General features: G+C 63.1%; 16 protein-coding genes. 9 read left to right on the forward strand and 7 right to left on the reverse strand.

All coding sequences use genetic code 11. From position 1 onward, the window contains the following. Positions 1 to 12: 12 nt before the first annotated feature. The 3 genes from dnaQ to PJW05_RS17170 are packed head-to-tail and all read right to left on the reverse strand — an operon-like array spanning position 13 to position 2,002. Positions 13 to 750, reverse strand: coding sequence for a DNA polymerase III subunit epsilon (gene dnaQ / locus PJW05_RS17160; protein WP_271408182.1), 738 nt, complete (start codon positions 748 to 750; stop codon positions 13 to 15). Between the two features lie 43 nt (positions 751 to 793). Further along, positions 794 to 1,237, reverse strand: a complete 444-nt coding sequence (gene rnhA, locus PJW05_RS17165) for a ribonuclease HI (protein ID WP_271408183.1) — start codon at positions 1,235 to 1,237, stop codon at positions 794 to 796. Beyond that, entirely contained in the window at positions 1,238 to 2,002 is a 765-nt protein-coding gene (locus tag PJW05_RS17170) for a methyltransferase domain-containing protein (RefSeq protein ID WP_271408184.1), read from the reverse strand. A gap of 61 nt (positions 2,003 to 2,063) precedes the next feature. Between PJW05_RS17170 and gloB the strand changes: the two genes are divergently transcribed. Further along, positions 2,064 to 2,843, forward strand: coding sequence for a hydroxyacylglutathione hydrolase (gene gloB, locus PJW05_RS17175; protein WP_271408185.1), 780 nt, complete (start codon positions 2,064 to 2,066; stop codon positions 2,841 to 2,843). Between the two features lie 99 nt (positions 2,844 to 2,942). Further along, positions 2,943 to 4,520, forward strand: a complete 1,578-nt coding sequence (locus PJW05_RS17180; RefSeq protein WP_271408186.1) for a LysM peptidoglycan-binding domain-containing protein — start codon at positions 2,943 to 2,945, stop codon at positions 4,518 to 4,520. Positions 4,521 to 4,693: 173 nt separating this feature from the next. Here PJW05_RS17180 and PJW05_RS17185 read toward each other — a convergent pair whose 3' ends face one another. Beyond that, positions 4,694 to 6,145, reverse strand: a complete 1,452-nt coding sequence (locus tag PJW05_RS17185; RefSeq protein ID WP_271408187.1) for an HDOD domain-containing protein — start codon at positions 6,143 to 6,145, stop codon at positions 4,694 to 4,696. A 237-nt stretch (positions 6,146 to 6,382) separates the two neighbouring features. Between PJW05_RS17185 and PJW05_RS17190 the strand changes: the two genes are divergently transcribed. The 7 genes from PJW05_RS17190 (at position 6,383) to PJW05_RS17220 (ending at position 16,032) form a co-directional block, all read left to right on the forward strand. Then, complete coding sequence (locus PJW05_RS17190; protein WP_271408188.1) at positions 6,383 to 8,209, forward strand: extracellular solute-binding protein; 1,827 nt, start codon at positions 6,383 to 6,385, stop codon at positions 8,207 to 8,209. Next, positions 8,206 to 10,053, forward strand: coding sequence for an extracellular solute-binding protein (locus PJW05_RS17195; RefSeq protein WP_271408189.1), 1,848 nt, complete (start codon positions 8,206 to 8,208; stop codon positions 10,051 to 10,053). Before PJW05_RS17190 ends, PJW05_RS17195 begins: the two co-directional genes overlap by 4 nt. Then, positions 10,054 to 11,139 (forward strand): microcin C ABC transporter permease YejB, encoded by a 1,086-nt coding sequence (locus PJW05_RS17200; protein WP_271408190.1) that lies wholly within the window; start codon positions 10,054 to 10,056, stop codon positions 11,137 to 11,139. It abuts the gene before it with no gap. A 2-nt stretch (positions 11,140 to 11,141) separates the two neighbouring features. Next, positions 11,142 to 12,161, forward strand: coding sequence for an ABC transporter permease (locus tag PJW05_RS17205; RefSeq protein ID WP_271408191.1), 1,020 nt, complete (start codon positions 11,142 to 11,144; stop codon positions 12,159 to 12,161). Position 12,162: 1 nt separating this feature from the next. Then, positions 12,163 to 13,770 carry an ABC transporter ATP-binding protein gene (locus PJW05_RS17210; RefSeq protein ID WP_271408192.1) on the forward strand — a complete coding sequence of 536 codons (1,608 nt, stop codon included), beginning with the start codon at positions 12,163 to 12,165 and terminating at the stop codon, positions 13,768 to 13,770. Positions 13,771 to 13,789: 19 nt separating this feature from the next. Beyond that, the gene (gene fabI, locus PJW05_RS17215) at positions 13,790 to 14,584 is read left to right on the forward strand and encodes an enoyl-ACP reductase FabI (protein ID WP_271408193.1); all 795 of its coding nucleotides are present in this window, start codon (positions 13,790 to 13,792) and stop codon (positions 14,582 to 14,584) included. A gap of 116 nt (positions 14,585 to 14,700) precedes the next feature. Beyond that, on the forward strand, positions 14,701 to 16,032 hold the full coding sequence (locus PJW05_RS17220) for an IS4 family transposase (protein WP_271408194.1): 1,332 nt from the start codon (positions 14,701 to 14,703) through the stop codon (positions 16,030 to 16,032). Between the two features lie 183 nt (positions 16,033 to 16,215). On the opposite strand, the gene PJW05_RS17225 is transcribed toward PJW05_RS17220, so the two are convergent. The 3 genes from PJW05_RS17225 to lon all read right to left on the reverse strand — a co-directional run bounded on the left by PJW05_RS17225 (position 16,216) and on the right by lon (position 21,083). Then, positions 16,216 to 18,090 (reverse strand): SurA N-terminal domain-containing protein, encoded by a 1,875-nt coding sequence (locus PJW05_RS17225; RefSeq protein ID WP_271408195.1) that lies wholly within the window; start codon positions 18,088 to 18,090, stop codon positions 16,216 to 16,218. 187 nt (positions 18,091 to 18,277) lie between these two features. Beyond that, the gene (gene hupB / locus PJW05_RS17230) at positions 18,278 to 18,550 is read right to left on the reverse strand and encodes a nucleoid-associated protein HU-beta (RefSeq protein ID WP_003087931.1); all 273 of its coding nucleotides are present in this window, start codon (positions 18,548 to 18,550) and stop codon (positions 18,278 to 18,280) included. A gap of 136 nt (positions 18,551 to 18,686) precedes the next feature. After that, the gene (gene lon, locus PJW05_RS17235) at positions 18,687 to 21,083 is read right to left on the reverse strand and encodes an endopeptidase La (protein WP_271408196.1); all 2,397 of its coding nucleotides are present in this window, start codon (positions 21,081 to 21,083) and stop codon (positions 18,687 to 18,689) included. Positions 21,084 to 21,176 lie beyond the last annotated feature (93 nt).

Genomic DNA, 21,176 nt, shown 5'->3' on the forward strand with positions numbered 1-21,176 from the left:
TAATGGTCGCAATCAGGAAGCCGGCGGGGTGTCCATCTGCGTCCACAGCGCCGGCGCACCGGCAGACTTCTCGATGGCCGCCAGGCGCGAGGCATGGGCCGCCAGTTCCTCTTCGCTGGCACGGATCACCCGGCCGCGCACACGATCGGCTGGCAGGCGGCGGATCGGCGACGCCTGGGGCCGGCCACTGCCGCCATCGCCCCCCTCCCCGGCCAGGGACAGGTTGGTCTGGCCACCGGTCATCGCCAGGTAGACGTCGGCAAGAATCTCGGCGTCGAGCAGTGCGCCGTGCAGCTCGCGGTTGGAGTTGTCGACGTCGTAGCGCTTGCACAGGGCATCCAGGCTGTTGCGCTGGCCCGGGTGACGCTCGCGGGCCATCAGCAGGGTGTCGAGGACCGTGCAGTACTCGGTGACGTCGCTGCGCTCGGTCTGCCCCAGCAGGGCGAACTCGTTGTTGATGAAGCCGACGTCGAACGCCGCGTTGTGGATGATCAGTTCGGCGCCCTTGATGAACTCGAAGAATTCGTCGGCGACGTCCTTGAAGCGCGGCTTGCCCACCAGGAACTCGTTGGTGATGCCGTGCACTGCGATGGCGCCTTCATCCACCTCGCGATCGGGTTGCAGGTAGACATGGAAATGACGGCCGGTCAGGCGCCGGCCTTCCAGTTCGACGCAGCCGATCTCGATGACCCGGTGGCCATCGGTGACCGGCATGCCGGTGGTTTCCGTATCCAGTACGACGTAACGCATGTTCAGGACCTATGAAGGAGATTGCCGCGATTGCGGCGAAATTCTAGCGGGCGCCGAGTTCGGCGACACCCCGGTTGGCCAACTGGTCGGCGCGTTCGTTGCCGGGATGGCCGGTGTGGCCGCGCACCCATTGCCAGCGCACGCTGTGTCGGCCCACCTGCTCGTCCAGGGCCTGCCAGAGGTCGGCATTCTTCACCGGCTGCTTGGCGGCGGTCTTCCAGCCGCGTTTCTTCCAGTTGGGCATCCATTCGGTGATGCCCTGCATCACGTACTGGGAGTCGGTGATGATCTTCACCTCACAGGGACGCTTGAGCGCGACCAGCCCCATGATGGCGGCCATCAGCTCCATGCGGTTGTTAGTGGTGTCGCGCTCGCCGCCCCAGAGTTCGCGCTCTGCGCCCTTGTAGACCAGCAGGGCGCCCCAACCGCCGGGACCGGGATTGCCCTTGCAGGCGCCGTCGGTATAGATCTCGACCAGATCGCTCACTTATGCCTCGTGTTTCGAATCGCACCGGCTGACCTTGGCCACCGGCATGGGAACCAGTTTGCCCACGGGCTCACGCCGGGACTGACGCAGGGGTCGCAGGCCGATCACCAGCTTGCGCGCCACCAATAGATAGAAGCCCGCACCGACCCCCTGTCCCGCTGCGCCCCAGCGCTCCAGTCGCGCCAGGCGGGACTGCCAGGCGGCCGAAGCGAGCGGCGGACGATAGCACCCGAAGCGACGTTTCTCCAGCGCGAAGCCCAGCAGGTTGAGCCAGTCGCTGACCCGCGCCGGCGAAATGCAGCGAGCCTGGCGCAGGGCGTCACCGGCAAAGTAGTGGCGCACGCCCCAGGCGCTCCAGGGGTTGACCCCGACTATGATCAGATGCCCGCCGGGGCGCACGCTGCGGGCGGCCTCGCGCAGCAGGCTGTGGGGCGACAGACAGAAATCCAGGCCATGCTGCAGCACCACCACATCGGCGGCGTGTTCGCTCAGCGGCCAGGCAGCTTCCTCGCAGGCGATCTCCACCCCCGGCAGGGGCGCGCCCAGGTGCACGCTGCGCTGGATCTGCCTGGCGCCGGGCGGTAATTCCGCGCGGGGACCGTAATGCACCAGGTAGCCGCCGAAATAACGTGCCAGTTCGTCCTGCAGCAAACGCTGTTCCTCGAACAACATCAGGCCGCCCAGCGGCCCTGAAAACCAGGAACGCGCCCCGCTGATCAGCTCCAGCCAGTCGGCATCGGCTTGGGCGAATGCTTTCTCGGTCATGGCAATCTCCTGCGTGAGAGCCCTAAGATGCTCCATTGCTCATCGCTTGGCGACTCCCTTCATGATCCAGATCGACGCCCTCCCCGCCTTCTCCGACAACTACCTCTGGCTGCTGCAGGACAGCGCATCCCGCCACTGCGCCGTGGTCGACCCCGGCGACGCGGCGCCCGTGCTGGCCTGGCTAGAAGCCCATCCGGGCTGGCAGCTGACCGACATCCTGGTCACCCACCACCATCACGACCATGTCGGAGGCGTGGCGCGGCTGAAGGAAGCCTGTGGTGCCCGCGTGCTGGGCCCGGCGCAGGAAAAGATCCCAGCCCGCGACCTGGCCCTGGGCGAAGGCGACCACGTCCAGGTGCTGGGCCTGGCGTTCAGGGTGATCGAAGTCCCGGGCCACACCCTGGGCCATATCGCCTATTTCCATGCCGATGCCCAGCGTCCTCTTCTGTTCTGCGGCGACACCCTGTTCGCCGCCGGTTGCGGTCGCCTGTTCGAAGGCACCCCGGAGCAAATGCACCACTCCCTCAGCCGGCTGGCGGCGCTGCCAGCGGCCACCTCGGTCTACTGCACCCACGAATACACCCTCGGCAACCTGCGCTTCGCCAAGGCGGTGGAACCCGGCAACCGCGCCACGTCCAAGCGATTCGACGAGGTCACCCGGCTGCGCGAGCAAGGCGGTATCAGCCTGCCGTCGACCATCGGCCTGGAACTGGCCACCAACCCCTTCCTGCGGGTAACCGAAACATCCGTTAAACAAATGGCCGACGAGCGGACCGGTCGGGATAACCCTACGCCAGCAGAGGTATTCGCGACTTTGCGAGCCTGGAAAGACCAGTTCTGAATCACCCATCGGGCGGTGGACGGCTGGTGAAAACTTGACCAGCCGTAGGTCGATTTCTAGAATCGCCGGACTTTTTTGCCGGAAAAAACCTCACAGCCAATGTTGTCTTCGCCGATCAAAACCCTCGACCTGGATGCATTGGCACGAGCCGCACGCGCGCTTGTGGTGGTATGCGCCGCCACGCTCGCCGGCTGTTCCGCCACGGGACAGAAGGACGATGACCAGGGCCGGGACACCGATCGCGCGCTGGGCATGCAGCAACAGGCCCAGTGGCTGGAAGAAGCCGAAGCCGAGCGCGAGCCCCAGGACATCTGGGAACGCATGCGCGATGGCTTCAAACTGCAGGGCGAGATCGGCGTCAACCCGCGCATCGAGCGCCAGCGCCTCTGGTACGTGAGCAAACCCTCCTTCCTGGAAAGCGCCAGCGAGCGCGGCAGCCTCTATATCCATTACGTGGTGGAACGCCTGGAAGAGCGCAACATGCCCCTGGAGCTGGCCCTGCTGCCGGTGGTGGAAAGCGCCTACAACCCCTTCGCCTACTCACGCAGCCACGCCGTAGGCATCTGGCAGTTCATCCCCTCCACCGGCCGCTACTTCAACCTGCGCCAGACCAACTGGTACGACGGTCGCCGCGACATCACCGCGTCCACCAACGCCGCGCTGAACTACCTGGAGCGCCTGCACGAGATGTTCAACGGCGACTGGCTGCTGGCGCTGGCCGCCTACAACGCCGGCGAGGGCACTGTCAGCCGGGCCATCGAGCGTAACCAGAAGCTCGGCCTGCCGACCGACTACTGGAACCTGCCGCTGCCCCAGGAAACCCAGGACTACGTCCCCAAACTACTGGCCCTGTCGCAATTGGTGATGGCGCCAGAAGCCTATGGCGTGAACCTCAACCCCATCGCCAACGAACCCTACTTCGAGGTGGTGGAGGTCAAGCAACAGCGTCTGAATCTGTCCCGCGTCGCCGAAATGGCGGACATGGACGCCGACGAGATGTACCAGCTCAATCCGGCCTTCAAGAAGCGCATCACCTTGGATGGCCCCCAGCATCTACTGGTGCCCACCGACAAGGCCGAGCTGCTGACCGCCAACCTCGCGCTGATGAAGCCCCAGGAACTGGTGGATTGGCAGCAGTACCGGGTCCGCAACGGCGACAGCCTGCACGGCATCGCCAACCGGTATCACGTGACGGTCAAGACCCTGAAGGAAATCAACGGCCTTTCTGGCAACCACCTGCGCGTGGGCCAGCAACTGAGCATTCCGGTGGAGCCCGGCCTGAAGCCCGACCAGCCGCTGTTCCAGAATGTCGCCGCCAGCAACGCCCCCGCGCCGGCAGCCACGCGCAGCCACCGGGTGAAGCGCGGCGACAACCTCTGGAGCATCGCCCGCCAGTACAAGGTCGACGTCCAGGACCTCAAGCGCTGGAACGGGCTCAAGGGCAATCACCTCAAGTCCGGCCAGGTCCTGAAACTGCAGGGCGCCGCCACCCAGGTCGCCCATGCCGGCAAGGGCGAGAGCCGTGAGTCGGTGACCTACTACAAGGTCAAGCAGGGCGACTCCCTCTATCTGATCGCCAAGCGCTTCAACGTCGAGATGAAGCACCTGCAGCGCTGGAACCCGCGCAGCGGTGGCGGCCTGAAACCAGGCCAGACCCTCACCCTCTACCTGCCCTGACCGGAATCGCCGGCCGCTGCGATTGGATGCAGCGTCGGCGCTGATCACGCCTCATCGATCCGCCACCGTGGCCCCAGGCTGACTCCGCTGGGGGATATGAACGGCGATACCCAGTCTCGTATCGACTGGCCCCTCCGGCGTTGGGCTTCGCTGCGCTCGGCGCCAACCTGTATCTAGCCCTGGGGCTTCTGCGCCATGGCCTCCAGACAGCGCCCCGCCGCCTGGGCGAAACGCTGAAACGCCACGAACTGCTCGTGCCTGAGCGCCCTCCCGGAAACCCGGCCATCGGCGTAGATCACGCCGATCTCACGCTTGCCGGCCAGCAGCGGCGCGATGAAGAACATCCCCTGCCCCAGCCACTCGCGCATCGGTCGTGTCACCAGATCGTTCAGGCTGTAGCTGGCGGGAACGCCCATCCACAGGGTCTCGCGGGTGCGCAGCACATAGCTGAAGAGATTGGGCTGTTCCGGCAGGTTGGCCGGCAAGGCGAATCCATCCAGCCAGCGCTCACAGCCCTCCCCCGCGACCCGGCGGACCGTGAAGCGGCTGCGCTGGTCGGTCAGCACCGCGACCATCACCCGCTCCAGTCCGGCCCCCTGGTGCAGGCCCTGCAGCAAGGTGTCCAGCACCAGATTGATCTCCGCCTTGCGCGATACGAGCATCCCCAGCTCCTGCAGCGCCTGCTGCATCACCTGCAGGTTCGGCTGCAGCAGTTTCGCCTGACGCTGCTCGCGCTGCAGGCGGATCTGCTCCGGGTCGGTGTGTGGAATCAGATGGCAGAGCTTGCTGGCACCGAAGGTCATCGCCACCTTGACCGCCTCGTCGGCACTGGCCAGCACCTGTTGCAGGGCGTCTTCCCGACTGAGTCCGACCAGGCCGGCCAATTGCTCCACCCATTGGTTCATGGCAGGGGAATCCCACCCCTGCAGGGCCGACTCACTGATACGCACCCCCAGGCTCACCGCCTTCACCGCCGGGTCGCCCTGGGCCGGGCCGGCATGGGCCAGGCTCGCCAGCTCCCCCAGGTTCCAACTGCGCACCAAGCCCTGGGTCAGTTGGCGAAAGCTGGTCCCCAGCACCTCACGTACCGCCTGTTCCTCTTCCACGCCGGGCTGCGCCAGCAGGGTGGCCAATTCGTCAGCCTGCTCGCCACCGCACCCCCAGAACGCCAGTTCACCCAGGTTGTGCAACAGCGCAGCGATGAACACCTCTTCCTGGCTGCGCGCCAACAGGTAGCCGGCGATGTTGCGGGCCTGCACCGCGGCATGGAAGGAGCGCGCCAGGAGTTCCGGCAACTGCTCGCGCGGGCCCCGGGCCAGCAGGCTGTCGATCAGGCTCACCGAAAGGCCGATCAGGCGCACGTTCTCAAAGCCGATCAGCACGATGGCGCGGGAGATGGTGCGGATGGCCTCCTGGGTGGGGTTGTAATAGACGCTGTTGGCGACCTTCAGCACCTTGGAGGTCAGGGAGGCGTCGCGCAGCAGCACATCCGCGAGCTGCTGCACCGAAGACTTGTCCTGTTGGGCCATCAGGTGCAAGTCCTGCACCACCGAGGCCAGAGCGGGTAGTTCGGCCTCGTTGAGCCGGTCGATCCATGACTGCAAACCATGGCTGCGTTCACCCAAGATCGGCACCTCTGCGCAATTTTCCGGAGGGTGGCCAGCATGCTGGCCAGCTAGCCGCAGGCTGGCCCTTTTTTCTTGCCGGTACAAGCTGTTACTGTACTTGCCAGCCGTCACCGCCGACACCCGTGGCGCGTGACTCCCGACACGATTTCGCCGGCCCGATGCCCGCACTTAATCCGCCCGCGAGGCCAGCGTCCAGATGCCCGACACAATAGCCATGGACCGGACCCCCACCTGATGCGTCGCCTTGCTTTCATGCTTATCGGCCTGCTGGCTCAACCCTGCTTCGCCAGCCTGATCGAAAGCCACGGCTATGCGCAGTTCGGCACCCTCAAGTACCCCGCCAACTTCGATCATTTCGACTGGACCAACCCCAGTGCGCCCAAGGGCGGCACCCTGCGGCTCATGGCCTTCGGCACCTTCGACACCCTCAACCCGTACACCTTCAAAGGCACCAGCCCGGTGGCCACGCCCAACTTCCTGCAGTATGGCGTGACCGAACTGAACGAGCCGCTGATGGTGGGGACTGGCCAATACGACCCCTCAGGCGACGAGCCGGCCTCCAGCTACGGACTGATCGCCAGAAGCGTCGAATACAGCGAAGACCGCAGTTGGGTCGTGTTCAACCTGCGCAAGGAAGCCCGCTTCCACGACGGCCAACCGATCACCGCCTACGACGTGGCCTTTTCCTACCGCACCCTGGCCAGGCACGGTCACCCGCAGTACCGCACCAGCCTGCGGGAAGTGAAGCGGGTCGATATCCTCAACCGCCATCGCATCCGCTTCGTGCTCAAACGCGCCGGCAATCCGCTGCTGATCCTGCGCCTCGGCGAGTTGCCGGTGCTGCCCCAACATTACTGGAAGGACCGCGACTTCAAGGCCACCACCTTCGAACCACCCCTGGGCAGCGGCCCCTATCGCATCACCCAGGTACGGCCAGGGCGTAGCCTGGTGTTCGAGCGGGTCGCGGATTGGTGGGGCCAGGATCTGCCGGCCAATAGGGGCAAATACAACTTCGACCGCGTCGAGGTGGAGTTCTACCGGGACAGCAACGTCGCCTTCGAAGCCTTCAAGGCCGGCGAATTCGATTTCTACATCGAGCACCAGGCGAAGAACTGGGCCAACGGCTATCGCTTTCCCGCCATCGCCCGTGGCGAGGTGATCCGCGCCGAGATTCCGCACCAGATTCCGACCCAGACCCAGGCGCTGTTCATGAACAGCCGCCACGCCGTCTTCCAGGACCGCCGGGTGCGCGAGGCCATGGGGCTGATGTTCGACTTCGAATGGACCAACCGCACCCTGTTCAACAACGCCTACATGCGCGCCACCAGCTACTACCCGAACAGCGAGTTCAGCGCAGTGGGCAAACCCGAGGGCCACGAGTGGCTGCTGCTCTCTCCGCACCGCAAGGAATTGCCGGAGGCGCTGTTCACGCAGCCGTTCCAGATGCCCACCACCGAAGGCCGTGGCATCCCGCGGGAAACCCTTCGCCGCGCCCTCGGTCTATTGGCCGAGGCTGGCTGGAAGCTGTCCGGCCAGCGCCTGGTGAACAGCCGTGGCCAACCGCTGCAATTCGAGATTCTGCTGGTCAACCCGAACCTTGAGCGCATCCTCCAGCCCTACCGCGAGAACCTCGCCGGCATCGGCATCGACGTCAGCCTGCGTACCGTGGACCGCGCCCAGTACAAGCAGCGCCTGGACCACTTCGACTACGACATGATCCTGATGACCCTGCCACAGACCTTGAGCCCCGGGCTGGAGCAGTACCTCTACTTCCACTCCAGCCAGGTGAACGTGAAGGGCAGCAAGAACTACGCCGGCGTCGCCAACCCGGTGGCCGACGAGATGATCGAAAAGCTGCTCGGCGCCCAGAACCGCGACGCGCAACTGGCCGCCGCACGGGCCCTCGACCGCACCCTGCTGTGGGAGCACTACAGCATCCCCAACTGGTTCATCAACTATCACCGCCTGGCGTACCGCAACCGGTTCGCCTTCGTCACCACGCCGCCCTACACCCTGGGCCTGCGCGCCTGGTGGCTGAAGCCCACGGAGAACGCCCGATGAGAAAAACGCTGCGCACCGTCTGCCTGCACGGCTGTGGCGCCCTGCTGCTGTCCCTCGCCGGCCTCGCCCTGGCCGAGCCGAAATACGCCATCACCCTCTACGACGAGCCCGCCAAGTACCCCGTCGACTTCACGCATTTCTCCTGGGTCAACCCGGACGCCCCCAAAGGCGGCGTGCTGCGCCTGGCTGGTGTCGGCGGCTTCGACAGCCTCAACCCCTTCATTCCTCGCGGCAACTCGGCCGACCAGCTCGGCCTGATCTACGACAGCCTGACCTTTCACTCCCCTGACGAGCCCTTCACCGAATACGGCCTGCTGGCGGAGAAAATCGAAAAGGCGCCCGACAACAGCTACGTGCGCTTCTACCTGAACCCCAAGGCGCGCTTCCACGACGGCCAGCCGGTGACGGCGGATGACGTGATCTTCACTTTCAACACCCTGGTCGAACACGGCGACCCCATGTACCGCCACTACTATGCCGACGTGGCCAAGGTGGAAGCCGAAGACCAACGGCGCGTGCGCTTCGATTTCAAGCACACGGGCAACCGCGAACTGCCGCTGATTCTCGGCCAGATCCAGGTGCTGCCCAAGCACTGGTGGGAAGGCCGGGACTTTAGCAAGACCAACCTGGAGCCACCGTTGGGCAGCGGCCCCTACCGAATCGCCAAGGTGGATGCAGGCCGTTCGATCCGCTACGAGCGGGACAAGGACTGGTGGGCCAAGGATCTGCCGGTGACCCGCGGCTACTACAACTTCGATGCCATCACGGTGGACTACTACCGCGACATGTCGGTGTCCCTGGAAGCCTTCAAGGCCGGCCAGTTCGACTTCAACCTGGAATACTCCGCCAAGGATTGGGCCACCGGCTACGATAGCCCTGCCCTGCGCGAAGGCAAGATCATCAAGGAAGCCCTCCCCAACCATAACCCCACCGGTATGCAGGGCTTCGCCTTCAACATCCGCCGGCCGCTGTTTCAGGACCGCCGGGTGCGCGAAGCCATCGCCCAGCTGTTCGACTTCGAGTGGGCCAACAAGCAGCTGTTCTTCAGCTCCTACAAGCGCACCAGCAGCTACTTCGAAAACTCGGAAATGGCCGCTCACGAATTGCCCAGCGAAGCCGAGCTGAAGATTCTCGAGCCTCTGCGCGACCAGGTGCCGCCGGAAGTCTTCACCCAGGTCTTCAAGCCGCCGGTCACCGACGGCAGCGGCATCATTCGCGAGCAGAAGCGCCGCGCCTACCAGTTGCTGACGGAGGCCGGCTACAAGATCGAGAACGACAGGATGGTCGGCCCGGACGGCAATCCGCTGGCCTTCGAGTTCCTGATCGCCCAGGCCAACCTGGAGCGGGTGGTCCTGCCGTTCAAGCGCAACCTGGCGGAACTGGGTATCGAACTGACCATCCGCCGGGTGGACGTGTCCCAGTACATCAACCGCCTGCGCTCGCGGGATTTCGACATGATCCCGGCCACCTGGGGCCAATCCAACTCGCCCGGCAACGAGCAGATGGAGTTCTGGCATTCGCGCAGCGCCGACAGCGCCGGCAGTCGCAACTTCATCGGCCTGCGCGACCCGGCCATCGACAAGCTGGTCGAAGGCCTGATCCGCGCCGACTCGCGGCAAAGCCTGGTGGAGCACGCCCGCGCCCTCGACCGCGTGCTGCTCTGGGGCCACTACGTGGTACCCAACTACTACGTGGATACCTACCGCGTGGCCTACTGGAACCATTTCCAGCGCCCGCCGACCACGCCGCTGTATGACTTCGGCCTGATGACCTGGTGGCAGAAACCCGGCACGGAAGCTGCTAGCCAGTCCGAGCCCTCCACTTCCGAGCCGGATAGCCAGTAAATGCTCGCCTACATACTGCGTCGACTGCTCCTGATCATTCCCACCCTGTTCGGCATCCTGCTGATCAACTTCATCATCATCCAGGCCGCCCCTGGCGGCCCGGTGGAGCAGATGATCGCCAAGCTGGAAGGCTTCGATGCCGCCGCCGGGGGAGCCACCGGACGCATTTCCGGCGGCGGCGCCGAAGTCGCCACGGCGGGCTCCAACTACCGCGGCGCCCAGGGCCTGGACCCGGAACTGGTGGCCGAGATCGAGAAGATGTACGGCTTCGACAAGCCGGCGCCGGAGCGCTTCTGGCTGATGATCAGCAACTACCTGAAGCTGGACTTCGGCAGCAGTTTCTTCCGCGACGCCAAGGTCATCGACCTGATCATCGAAAAGCTGCCGGTGTCCATCTCCCTCGGGTTGTGGAGCACCCTGATCATGTACCTGGTGTCCATTCCACTGGGAATCGCCAAGGCCGTGCGCCACGGCAGCGCCTTCGACGTCTGGAGCAGCACGGCGATCATCGTCGGCTACGCCATCCCGGCGTTCCTCTTCGCCATCCTGCTGATCGTGCTCTTCGCTGGCGGCAGCTACTTCGACTGGTTCCCGCTACGCGGCCTCACCTCGAACAACTTCGACGAGCTGAGCCTCATCGGCAAGATCCTCGACTATTTCTGGCACCTGGCACTGCCGGTGACCGCCCTGGTGATCGGCAACTTCGCCACCCTCACCCTGCTGACCAAGAACAGCTTCCTCGATGAGATCAACAAGCAGTACGTGATCACCGCCCGCGCCAAGGGCCTGTCAGAGAACCGCGTGCTTTACGGCCATGTGTTCCGCAATGCCATGCTGCTGATCATCGCCGGCTTCCCGGCGGCCTTCATCGGTATCTTCTTCACCGGCTCGCTGCTGATCGAGGTGATCTTCTCCCTCGACGGCCTGGGCCTCCTGAGCTTCGAGTCGGCCCTGAACCGCGACTACCCCGTGGTCTTCGGCACCCTCTTCATCTTCACCTTGCTGGGACTGGTCGTGAAACTGATCGGCGATCTCACCTACACCCTGGTCGATCCGCGCATCGACTTCGAAAGCCGGGAGGGTTGAGCATGGCCCTTTCCCCCATCAACCAGCGGCGCTTCGCGCGCTTCAAGGCCAACAAGCGCGGCTGGTGGTCGCTGTGGCTGTTCCTCGTGCTCTTCGTGCTCAGCCTCGGCGCGGAACTCATCGCCAACGACAAGCCCCTGGCAGTCAGCTACGACGGCCAATGGTACTTCCCCGTCCTCAAGCGCTACCCGGAGACCACCTTCGGCGGCGAGTTCCCCCTGGAAGCCAACTACAAGACGCCCTACATCCGCGAGCTGATCGAATCCAGGGGCGGCAGCATGCTCTGGGCACCCATCCCCTTCAGCTATGACACCATCAACTACGAACTCAAGGTCCCGGCCCCCGCGCCACCGTCCGCCGACAACTGGCTGGGCACCGACGACCAGGGGCGCGACGTCCTGGCCCGCGTCATCTACGGCTTCCGCGTCTCAGTGCTGTTCGCCCTTACGCTGACCATCCTCAGCTCCATCATCGGTGTGATCGCCGGCGCCCTGCAGGGCTTCTACGGCGGCTGGGTAGACCTCGTCGGCCAACGCTTCCTGGAAATCTGGTCCGGCCTGCCCGTGCTCTACCTGCTGATCATCCTCGCCAGCTTCGTGCAGCCGAATTTCTGGTGGCTGCTGGGCATCATGCTGCTGTTCTCCTGGATGAGCCTGGTGGACGTGGTGCGCGCCGAGTTCCTCCGTGGCCGCAACCTGGAGTACGTACGTGCCGCCCGCGCCCTGGGCATGCAGAACGGCGCCATCATGTTCCGCCACATCCTGCCCAACGCCATGGTTTCCACCATGACCTTCATGCCGTTCATCCTCACCGGCGCCATCGGTACCCTGACCGCGCTGGACTTCCTCGGCTTCGGCCTGCCACCGGGTGCCCCCTCCCTCGGCGAACTGGTGGCCCAGGGCAAGTCCAACCTGCAGGCGCCCTGGCTCGGCATTTCCGCCTTCCTGGTGCTGGCGGCCATGCTGACCCTGCTGGTGTTCATCGGCGAAGCCGCGCGCGACGCTTTCGACCCGAGGAAGTGAGATGAGCGAGAACCTGATTGAAATCCGCGACCTGTCCGTCGAGTTCGTTACCGGCGACAAGGCGCAGCGCGTGGTCGAAGGCGTCAGCTTCGATATCCGCAAAGGCGAAACCCTGGCCCTGGTGGGCGAAAGCGGCTCCGGCAAGTCGGTTACCGCGCATTCCATCCTGCGCCTGCTGCCCTACCCCCTCGCCCGCCATCCCAGCGGCAGCATCGACTACGCCGGCCAGGACTTGCTGAAGCTTCCCGAAGCCAAGCTGCGGGGTATTCGCGGCAACCGCATCGCCATGGTTTTCCAGGAACCCATGACCTCGCTCAACCCGTTGCACAGCATCGAGAAACAGATCAACGAGGTACTGGCGCTGCACAAGGGGCTGACGGGCAAGGCCGCCACCCAACGCACCCTGGAGCTGCTGGAGATGGTTGGCATCCCCAAGCCGCACAAGCGGCTCAAGGCCTACCCCCACGAACTGTCCGGTGGCCAGCGGCAGCGGGTGATGATCGCCATGGCCCTGGCCAACGAGCCGGAACTGCTGATCGCCGACGAACCCACCACTGCCCTGGACGTCACCGTGCAGCTGAAAATCCTCGAGCTGCTCAAGGACTTGCAGGCACGTCTCGGCATGGCGCTGCTGCTGATCAGCCACGACCTGAACCTGGTGCACAGAATTGCGCATCGCGTATGTGTCATGCAGCGCGGTTGCATCGTCGAACAAGCGTCGTGTGATGAGCTGTTCCACGCACCGCAGCATCCTTACACCCGGGAACTGCTCGGCGCCGAGCCTTCGGGCCAGCCGGCGGAGAACCCGCAAGGGGCGCCACTGCTCGAGGTCGATGACCTGCGGGTGTGGTTCCCGATCAAAAAAGGGCTGCTGCGGCGCACCGTGGATCACGTCAAGGCCGTGGACGGCGTCAATTTCAGCCTGCCCCAGGGACAGACCCTGGGCATCGTCGGCGAAAGTGGCTCCGGCAAATCCACGCTGGGCCTGGCAATCCTCCGGCTGCTGGGCAGTCGGGGCGGCATCCGCTTCCAGGGCCAACCCCTGGACGGTCTGTCGCAAAAAGACGTGCGTCCGTTTCGGCGGCAGATGCAGGTGGTTTTCCAGGACCCCTTCGGCAGTCTCAGCCCGCGCATGTGCGTGGGCGACATTGTCGGCGAGGGCTTGCGAATACACCGCATCGGCACCGAGGCGGAGCAGGAGCAGGCCATCATCGACGCGCTCCTGGAGGTAGGCTTGGACCCGGAAACCCGGCACCGCTACCCCCACGAGTTTTCCGGCGGGCAGCGGCAGCGGATTGCCATTGCCCGGGCATTGGTGCTGAAACCGGCACTGATCCTGTTGGACGAGCCCACCTCGGCGCTCGACCGGACGGTTCAGCGCCAAGTAGTGGAGTTGTTGCGCAGGCTACAGACCAAGTACGACCTGACCTACCTGTTCATCAGCCATGATCTGGCGGTGGTCCGGGCGCTGAGTCACCAACTGATGGTGATCAAGCACGGACAGGTGGTCGAGCAGGGTCCGGCCGATGCCATCTTCGCCGCCCCGCAGCACAGCTATACGAAGCAGTTGCTGGAAGCCGCATTCCTGGCTCCAGGAACTGCCCATTAACCAGAAGAGGATGAAGCACATGGGTTTTCTCGCCGGTAAGCGCGTACTGATCGTTGGCGTAGCCAGCAAACTGTCCATCGCATCGGGCATCGCTGCAGCCATGCATCGCGAAGGCGCCGAGCTCGCTTTCACCTACCAGAACGAAAAACTGAAGGGCCGCGTGGAAGAGTTCGCCGAGGGCTGGGGTTCCAGCGCTGAACTGTGCTTCCCCTGCGACGTAGCCAAGGACGAGGAAATCGTTGCCGTCTTCGAAGCCCTGAGCAAGAAGTGGGATGGCCTGGATTGCATCGTTCACTCTGTGGGCTTCGCCCCGGGCGACCAACTGGACGGCGACTTCACCGAAGTCACCACCCGCGAAGGCTTCCGTATCGCCCACGACATCAGCGCCTACAGCTTCGTGGCCCTGGCCAAGGCCGGCCGCGAACTGATGAAGGGCCGCAATGGCAGCCTGCTGACCCTGTCCTACCTGGGCGCCGAGCGCACCATGCCGAACTACAACGTCATGGGCATGGCCAAGGCCAGCCTGGAAGCCGGCGTCCGCTATCTGGCCGGCAGCCTCGGCCCGGAAGGCACTCGCGTCAACGCCATCTCCGCCGGCCCGATCCGCACCCTGGCCGCTTCCGGCATCAAGAGCTTCCGCAAGATGCTCGCCGCCAACGAGAAGCAGACCCCCCTGCGTCGCAACGTGACCATCGAAGAAGTCGGCAATGCCGGCGCCTTCCTCTGCTCCGACCTGGCGTCGGGCATCAGCGGCGAGATCATGTACGTCGACGGCGGCTTCAACACCACCGCGATGGGCAATATCGAAGACTGATAGCAGCCCCGACAAAAAAGCCCGCACAGATTGCGTAATGCTGTTCACATAAGCATTTGAGCTGCAGCCGAGGTTCCCCGAGAATCCGATGCCAGACCTCTGGCATCGGATTTTTTATGTCCTTTCAACAGCAGTTGCTCGACCTGGGCGAGTTGTTCAACTTCTCCGACTTGAGCACCTTCACCCAAAACATCCCGATCGAGTGGGTGGCGTCGGCGCTGGAGCTTTCTGCCCAGGCCACCATCCGCCGCCGGCGCCTGCCCAGTGATCAGGTGCTCTGGCTGGTGCTCGGCATGGCCTTGTTCCGCGACGAGCCGGTCCATGAGGTGGCGCGGCGCCTGAACATCTGCGCCCAGGGTCTGGCCTCCGACCACCTGCTGGCCAGAAGTGGGGTCACCGAGGCACGCAAACGGCTGGGGGCCGATCCGGTTGAATGGCTGTTTCGCCAGACGGGTCAGCAATGGGGGTGTGAGCGCTATGACGGCGATAGCTGGCAGGGCCTGCAGGTGTTGGCGGTGGATGGTGCACTGCTGCGCACCCCGGATACACCCGAACTGCGGGAGCATTTCGGCTCTGGCAATACCGCCACCGACCGTCAGACGCCGTTCCCCATGCTGCGTCTGGTGGCCCTGATGAATGTGCGCTCGCACTTGATTCTGGATGCCCAGCTGAGCCCATACCGGCGCAGTGAAATGCGCTTGGCCGATGCCTTTGTGCAGCAGATTCCCGACCATTCGGTGACCTTGTTCGACAAGGGGTTCTGGAGCGCCGATTTGCTGTTGGGGTTGAACAAGGGCGGTGACCACCGACATTGGTTGATCCCGGCCCGCCAGGGTCTAGTCAGCGAGGAAGTGACGCGTTATGGCAAAGGGGATCGCCTGTTGCGCATGAAGGTGTCGCCCCAGGCGCGAAACCGTAACCCGAACCTACCCACGCACTGGGAGGTGCGCGAGGTCAGCTACGAAGTCCAGGGCAAGGTAAAAACCGTTCTGACCTCGCTGCCGGCCGAGCGCTACAGCGCCAAGGCGGTCGCCACACTGTACCGGGAGCGCTGGGAGATCGAACTGGGCTTCCGGAACATCAAGAGTTCCCTGCAGCAGAATGCGGTGACCCTGCGCAGTAAGGTCAAGGCGTTGGTCTACCAGGAGGTCTGGGGATTGTTGCTGGCCTACAACATCATCCGCCGTGAGGCCGGTCAGGCGGCAGTCGCCTTCGGCCGCTCACCCGCCGACATCCGCTTCAAGCCGGTGGCTCACTATATCGCCGTGCAATTGATCGTGATGGCGGCGGCCAACCCGATTTCGGCCACGGGCCGTCGCCTGTCGGAGTTGCGAGCCGGTATTGGCGGGTTGTTTCTGGATCACCGCCCCAAGCCATCAAGACCCAGGACGGTGAAGATTTCCAAGACCCGCTACCCGGTGGACCGCAAGGCTGCTCCGCTTAAGTGAACAGCATTACGCACAGATTGCGGGCTTTTTTGTTTGCGTTGTTCAACCCCGTTTCCACACGGTCGATCACGCGTCATCGACGCATGATCGGCCCATGAACGATACCGAGAGCGGAAGGGAAGCCACCCGGTCCCAAAACGGAAGAAGGCCGCATCAGCGGCCTTCTTCTGTCCGAAGCGCAGATCAGAAACGCTCGATCTTCGCTTGTTCTTCCAACTGACGACGGTAGGCGGCGAAGTCCTGCTGACCGCTGCGCGAAGCGAGGAAGCGGCTGAACATCGCCTTCTCCTGCTCGGCTAGCTTGTCCTCCGACTGGTTGACGCCGTTCAGTCGGACTACCACGTAGTCGCCATTGTTCAGCTTCACGCCAGTGAATTCGGGTTTGTCGGCAGCGACCGGCTTCGGCATGCGGAACAGGGCCTGCAGCAGAACCGGCTCGACGCCTTCCTGGCTGCGGGTCGCAGCTTCCACCACGTGCCAGGACTGACCCTGCTGGGCCTGCTCGACCGGCGTCTTGCCTTCGCGCAGGCTGGCTATCAGGGCATCGCCCTTGGTCTTGGCGGCTTCGCTGGCCTTCTCGCTCAGCAAATGCTGGCGAATGCTGTCGCCGACCTTGTCCAGCCCGAGCTGCTCAGGCTTCTTGTGCTCCTTGACGCGCAGGACGACCACAGTCTCCGGGTCCAGTTCGATAGCCGAGCTGTTTGCCCCATCTTCCAGCACTTCAGGGCTGAAGGCGGCCTGGAGGACTTGGCGGTTGGCGGTCAGGCCTTCACCGCCTTCACGGCCGAAGGGTGCACTGCTCTTCACTTCCAGCTTCAGCTCCTGGGCAGGCTGCACCAGATCGGAAGCCTCGAACGCGGCATCCTCCAGCTCCTTGCTGGCCTCGACGAAGCGCTGCTCTACCTGCTGCGCCTTGATCTCGTGCTCCAGCTTGGGCTTCAGGCTTTCGAAACTCGGCACGTCAGGCGCTTGCACAGCCAGCAGCTTGATCAGGTGCCAGCCGTACTGGGTACGCACCGGCGCGGAAACCTCGCCCTGCTTCAGCGCATACAGCGACTCTTCGAAGGCGGGCTCATAGACGCCGGGACCGGCGAAGCCCAGATCACCGCCGTCGGCAGCGGAACCGGAGTCGTCAGAAAACTCCTTGGCCAGGGCGGAGAAGTCCTCCCCCTTATCCAAACGCTGCTTGACCTGCTCGATCTTGGCCTTGGCTTGCTCGTCGCTCAGCTTGTCGTTGACCTCCACCAGGATGTGGGCGGCCTGACGTTGTTCGGCGAGGTTGCTGATCTCCTTCTGGTACTGCGCCTGGAGGTCTTCCTCCTTGGCCTCGACCTGACTGAAGAAGGCTGCCTTTTTCAGCTCGACGTACTCGATCACGACCTGCTCGGTGCTCTTGAACTGATCGAGGTGACCGTCGTAGTAGGCCTTGATCTCATCATCGGAAATGCTGACCTCAGCCGGATCAGCCTTCAGGGTCAGGGTGGCGAAATCGCGGGTCTGCCTCTCAAGGCGCGCGAAGGCTTCGACCTCGGCGTCGGTGACAAAACCGCTGCCAGCCAGGCCGGCACGCAATTGGCCGATGAGCATTTCCTGCTCGAGCTTCTGGCGGAATTGCAAGCGGCTGTAATTCATCTGGCGGATGACCTGGTCGAAGCGGTCGGCGTTGAACTTGCCGTCCACCTGGAACTCCGGCGTCTGCAGGATAAGCTGGTCAAGAGCGGCCTGCGAGAAGGCAAAATCCGCCTCCTGGGCGCCTTGCAGCAGGAGCTGGCGCTCGATCAAACCTTTCAGCGCGGCCTCACGCAGCAACTTTTCGTCCAGCAGAGAGGCATCGAAGTCCTTCCCCAGTTGCTGCTGCAACTGGCGGCGCTGCATGTTCACCGCTTCGCTCAGTTGGTCCAGGGTGATCTCGTCCCCGTTGACCTCCGCCGCGTTCTGGCGATTGCTGGTGGCATTGAAGATGGCGTCGAAGCCGGTCAATGCCAGCAGTACGATGATGACGCCAATGATGGTTTTGGCAATCCACCCTTGTGAATTGTCCCTTATGTTCTGCAGCATGGGTCCCCCAGAAACGGCCGCATGGAATCGCAGCCGAGTAACGCGGGTAGAGTATCCGAATATGAGAAAGGCGCATCCAAGGATGCGCCTTCTCGTAACTTGCGGAGTCTGAGATTCGACCTCTCCGGCGGTAGGAAAAAATCCTCCACGCCCACCGCTCCGCTATCGGGCAGAGCCCGAAAGACGCTTAGTTGACGGCGTCTTTCAGAGCTTTGCCAGCCTTGAAGCCAGGGATCTTGGCAGCAGCGATCTTGATCGGCTTGCCAGTCTGCGGGTTACGGCCGGTACGAGCAGCACGCTCTTTAACAGCGAAAGTACCGAAGCCAACCAGCACCACGGAGTCACCAGCCTTCAGAGCGCCAGTAACGGATTCGATAACTGCGTCCAGCGCGCGGCCAGCTACAGCTTTCGGGATGTCAGCAGATGCGGCGATAGCATCGATCAGTTCCGACTTGTTCACTCTTAAGTCCCCTTATTTCTGTTGAGTTGTTTCTTAGTTGTTTGGTGTAAGCAAAGCGGGTGCCGGATGGCCTACTAACACATAAGAGCCGCTTTATAACAAGGGCTCTAAAAATGTGTCAAGGAAGCCCCCCCGGCTAATGCGTGCTGATTCGCTCCTTGGAATCAGTCTCGCGCTTGTCATCCTTTGCAACCATCTCGGGAGCCGCATCGGGCAAGGGCTCCGGGGCGTATTGCAGCGCAATTTGCAGGACTTCGTCAATCCATTTAACCGGTTTAATCGCCAAGTCTTGCTTGATATTTTCGGGAATTTCTTTCAGATCACGGACATTCTCTTCGGGAATGATCACGGTCTTGATTCCACCACGATGCGCTGCCAGTAATTTCTCTTTCAGGCCACCGATAGCGAGCACCTGACCACGCAGAGTGATTTCCCCAGTCATGGCTACATCAGCACGCACCGGAATCTGCGTCATGGCCGACACCAGCGCAGTGCACATGCCGATGCCAGCGCTGGGGCCGTCTTTCGGAGTAGCACCTTCGGGCATATGGATATGGATGTCGCGTTTCTCATGGAAGTCCGCCGGAATGCCCAGGCTCTTCGCACGACTGCGCACCACTGTCAGCGCCGCAGTGATGGACTCGGCCATCACGTCGCCCAGAGAGCCGGTCTTGGTCAGCTGGCCCTTGCCCGGAACGACAGCCGCTTCGATGGTCAGCAACTCCCCTCCCACCTGCGTCCAGGCCAAGCCGGTCACCTGGCCAATCTGATCCTGCTGCTCGGCAAGACCATAACGGTACTTGCGCACACCAAGGAAATGATCCAGGGATTCGGCGGTGATCCGCACCGCAAAGCGCTTCTCGTGGGCGTGCTCTTTCACCGCCTTGCGGCAGACCTTGGCGAGCTGGCGCTCCAGGCTGCGCACCCCGGCTTCACGGGTGTAATAGCGAATGATGTCGCGGATGGCCGCTTCGTCAAACTCAAGTTCACCCTTCTTGAGGCCGTTGGCCTTGGTCTGCTTCGGCGCGAGGTACTTGACGGCGATGTTCACCTTCTCGTCCTCTGTGTAGCCAGGCAGGCGGATCACTTCCATGCGGTCCAGCAGCGGTGCCGGAATGTTCATGGAGTTGGCGGTACAGAGGAACATCACATCCGAGAGGTCGTAGTCGACTTCCAAGTAGTGATCATTGAAGTTGTGGTTCTGCTCGGGGTCGAGCACTTCCAGCAGCGCCGAGGCGGGGTCGCCGCGCATGTCGCTGCCCATCTTGTCGATCTCGTCGAGCAGGAACAACGGGTTGCGTACACCGACCTTGGTCATCTTCTGGATCAGACGCCCCGGCATGGAACCGATGTAGGTGCGACGGTGGCCGCGGATTTCAGCTTCATCACGCACACCACCCAACGCCATGCGCACGAACTTGCGATTGGTAGCGCGGGCGATGGACTCGGCCAGCGAAGTCTTGCCGACACCGGGCGGCCCCACGAGACAGAGCACCGGGCCCTTTACCTTTTTCACGCGTTTCTGCACGGCGAGGTATTCGAGGATTCGCTCCTTGACTTCCTCCAGTCCGTAGTGATCGGCGTCGAGGATATCCTCGGCCTTGGCCAGATCCAGGCGGACCTTGCTCTCGGCCTTCCACGGCACATTGACCAGCCAATCGATATAGGAACGCACCACGGTCGCTTCGGCGGACATCGGTGACATCTGCTTCAGCTTGTTGAGCTCAGCATTGGCCTTGGCCAAGGCTTCCTTGGTCAGGCCAGCATTGTCGATGCGCTTCTTCAGCTCCTCGACTTCGTTGTGACCCTCGTCGATATCGCCCAGCTCCTTCTGAATGGCCTTCATCTGCTCATTCAGGTAGTACTCGCGCTGGCTGCGCTCCATCTGCTTCTTCACACGACCGCGGATGCGCTTTTCAACCTGCAGCAGATCGATCTCGGCGTCCAGCAGCGCCAGAACATGCTCGACACGCTCCGACAAGTCGGTCAGCTCGAGAATTTCCTGCTTCTGCTCGATTTTCAGCGCCATGTGGGCCGCCATGGTATCCACCAGGCGCCCTGGCTCATCGATGCTATTCAGCGAAGAAAGCACCTCGGACGGTACTTTCTTACCCAGTTGGACATACTGCTCGAACTGGCTGAGCAGGCTGCGAACAAATACTTCGGACTCACGCTCGCCCGCATCGACTTCGTCGATCAGACTGACTTCGGCGCGGCAATGGCCGTCGACTTCGATGAATCGCTCGATGGCCCCACGCTGCTCGCCCTCGACCAGCACCTTCACTGTACCGTCCGGAAGTTTCAGTAACTGCAGTACAGTGGCGACAGTTCCCATGCGATACAGAGCATCTTCGCCCGGATCATCGTCGGCCGGGTTCTTCTGGGCTACCAGGAGAATCTGCTTATCCCCTGTCATCGCGGCTTCGAGTGCCTCGATGGATTTCTCACGCCCTACAAACAGCGGGATGACCATGTGCGGGTAAACCACGACATCGCGCAATGGCAGGAGAGGTAATTCGGAAGTCGTATTCATGGTATCAGCTCTACGGCGGCCCTCGGGCCGTAAACAGATGAGGAAACCCTTGGCCCTAAGATGGGGTTAGGCCAGGGAAAAAACAAGCGTCGA

The sequence above is a fragment of the Pseudomonas sp. Q1-7 genome, assembly GCF_028010285.1.
Lineage (GTDB): Bacteria > Pseudomonadota > Gammaproteobacteria > Pseudomonadales > Pseudomonadaceae > Metapseudomonas.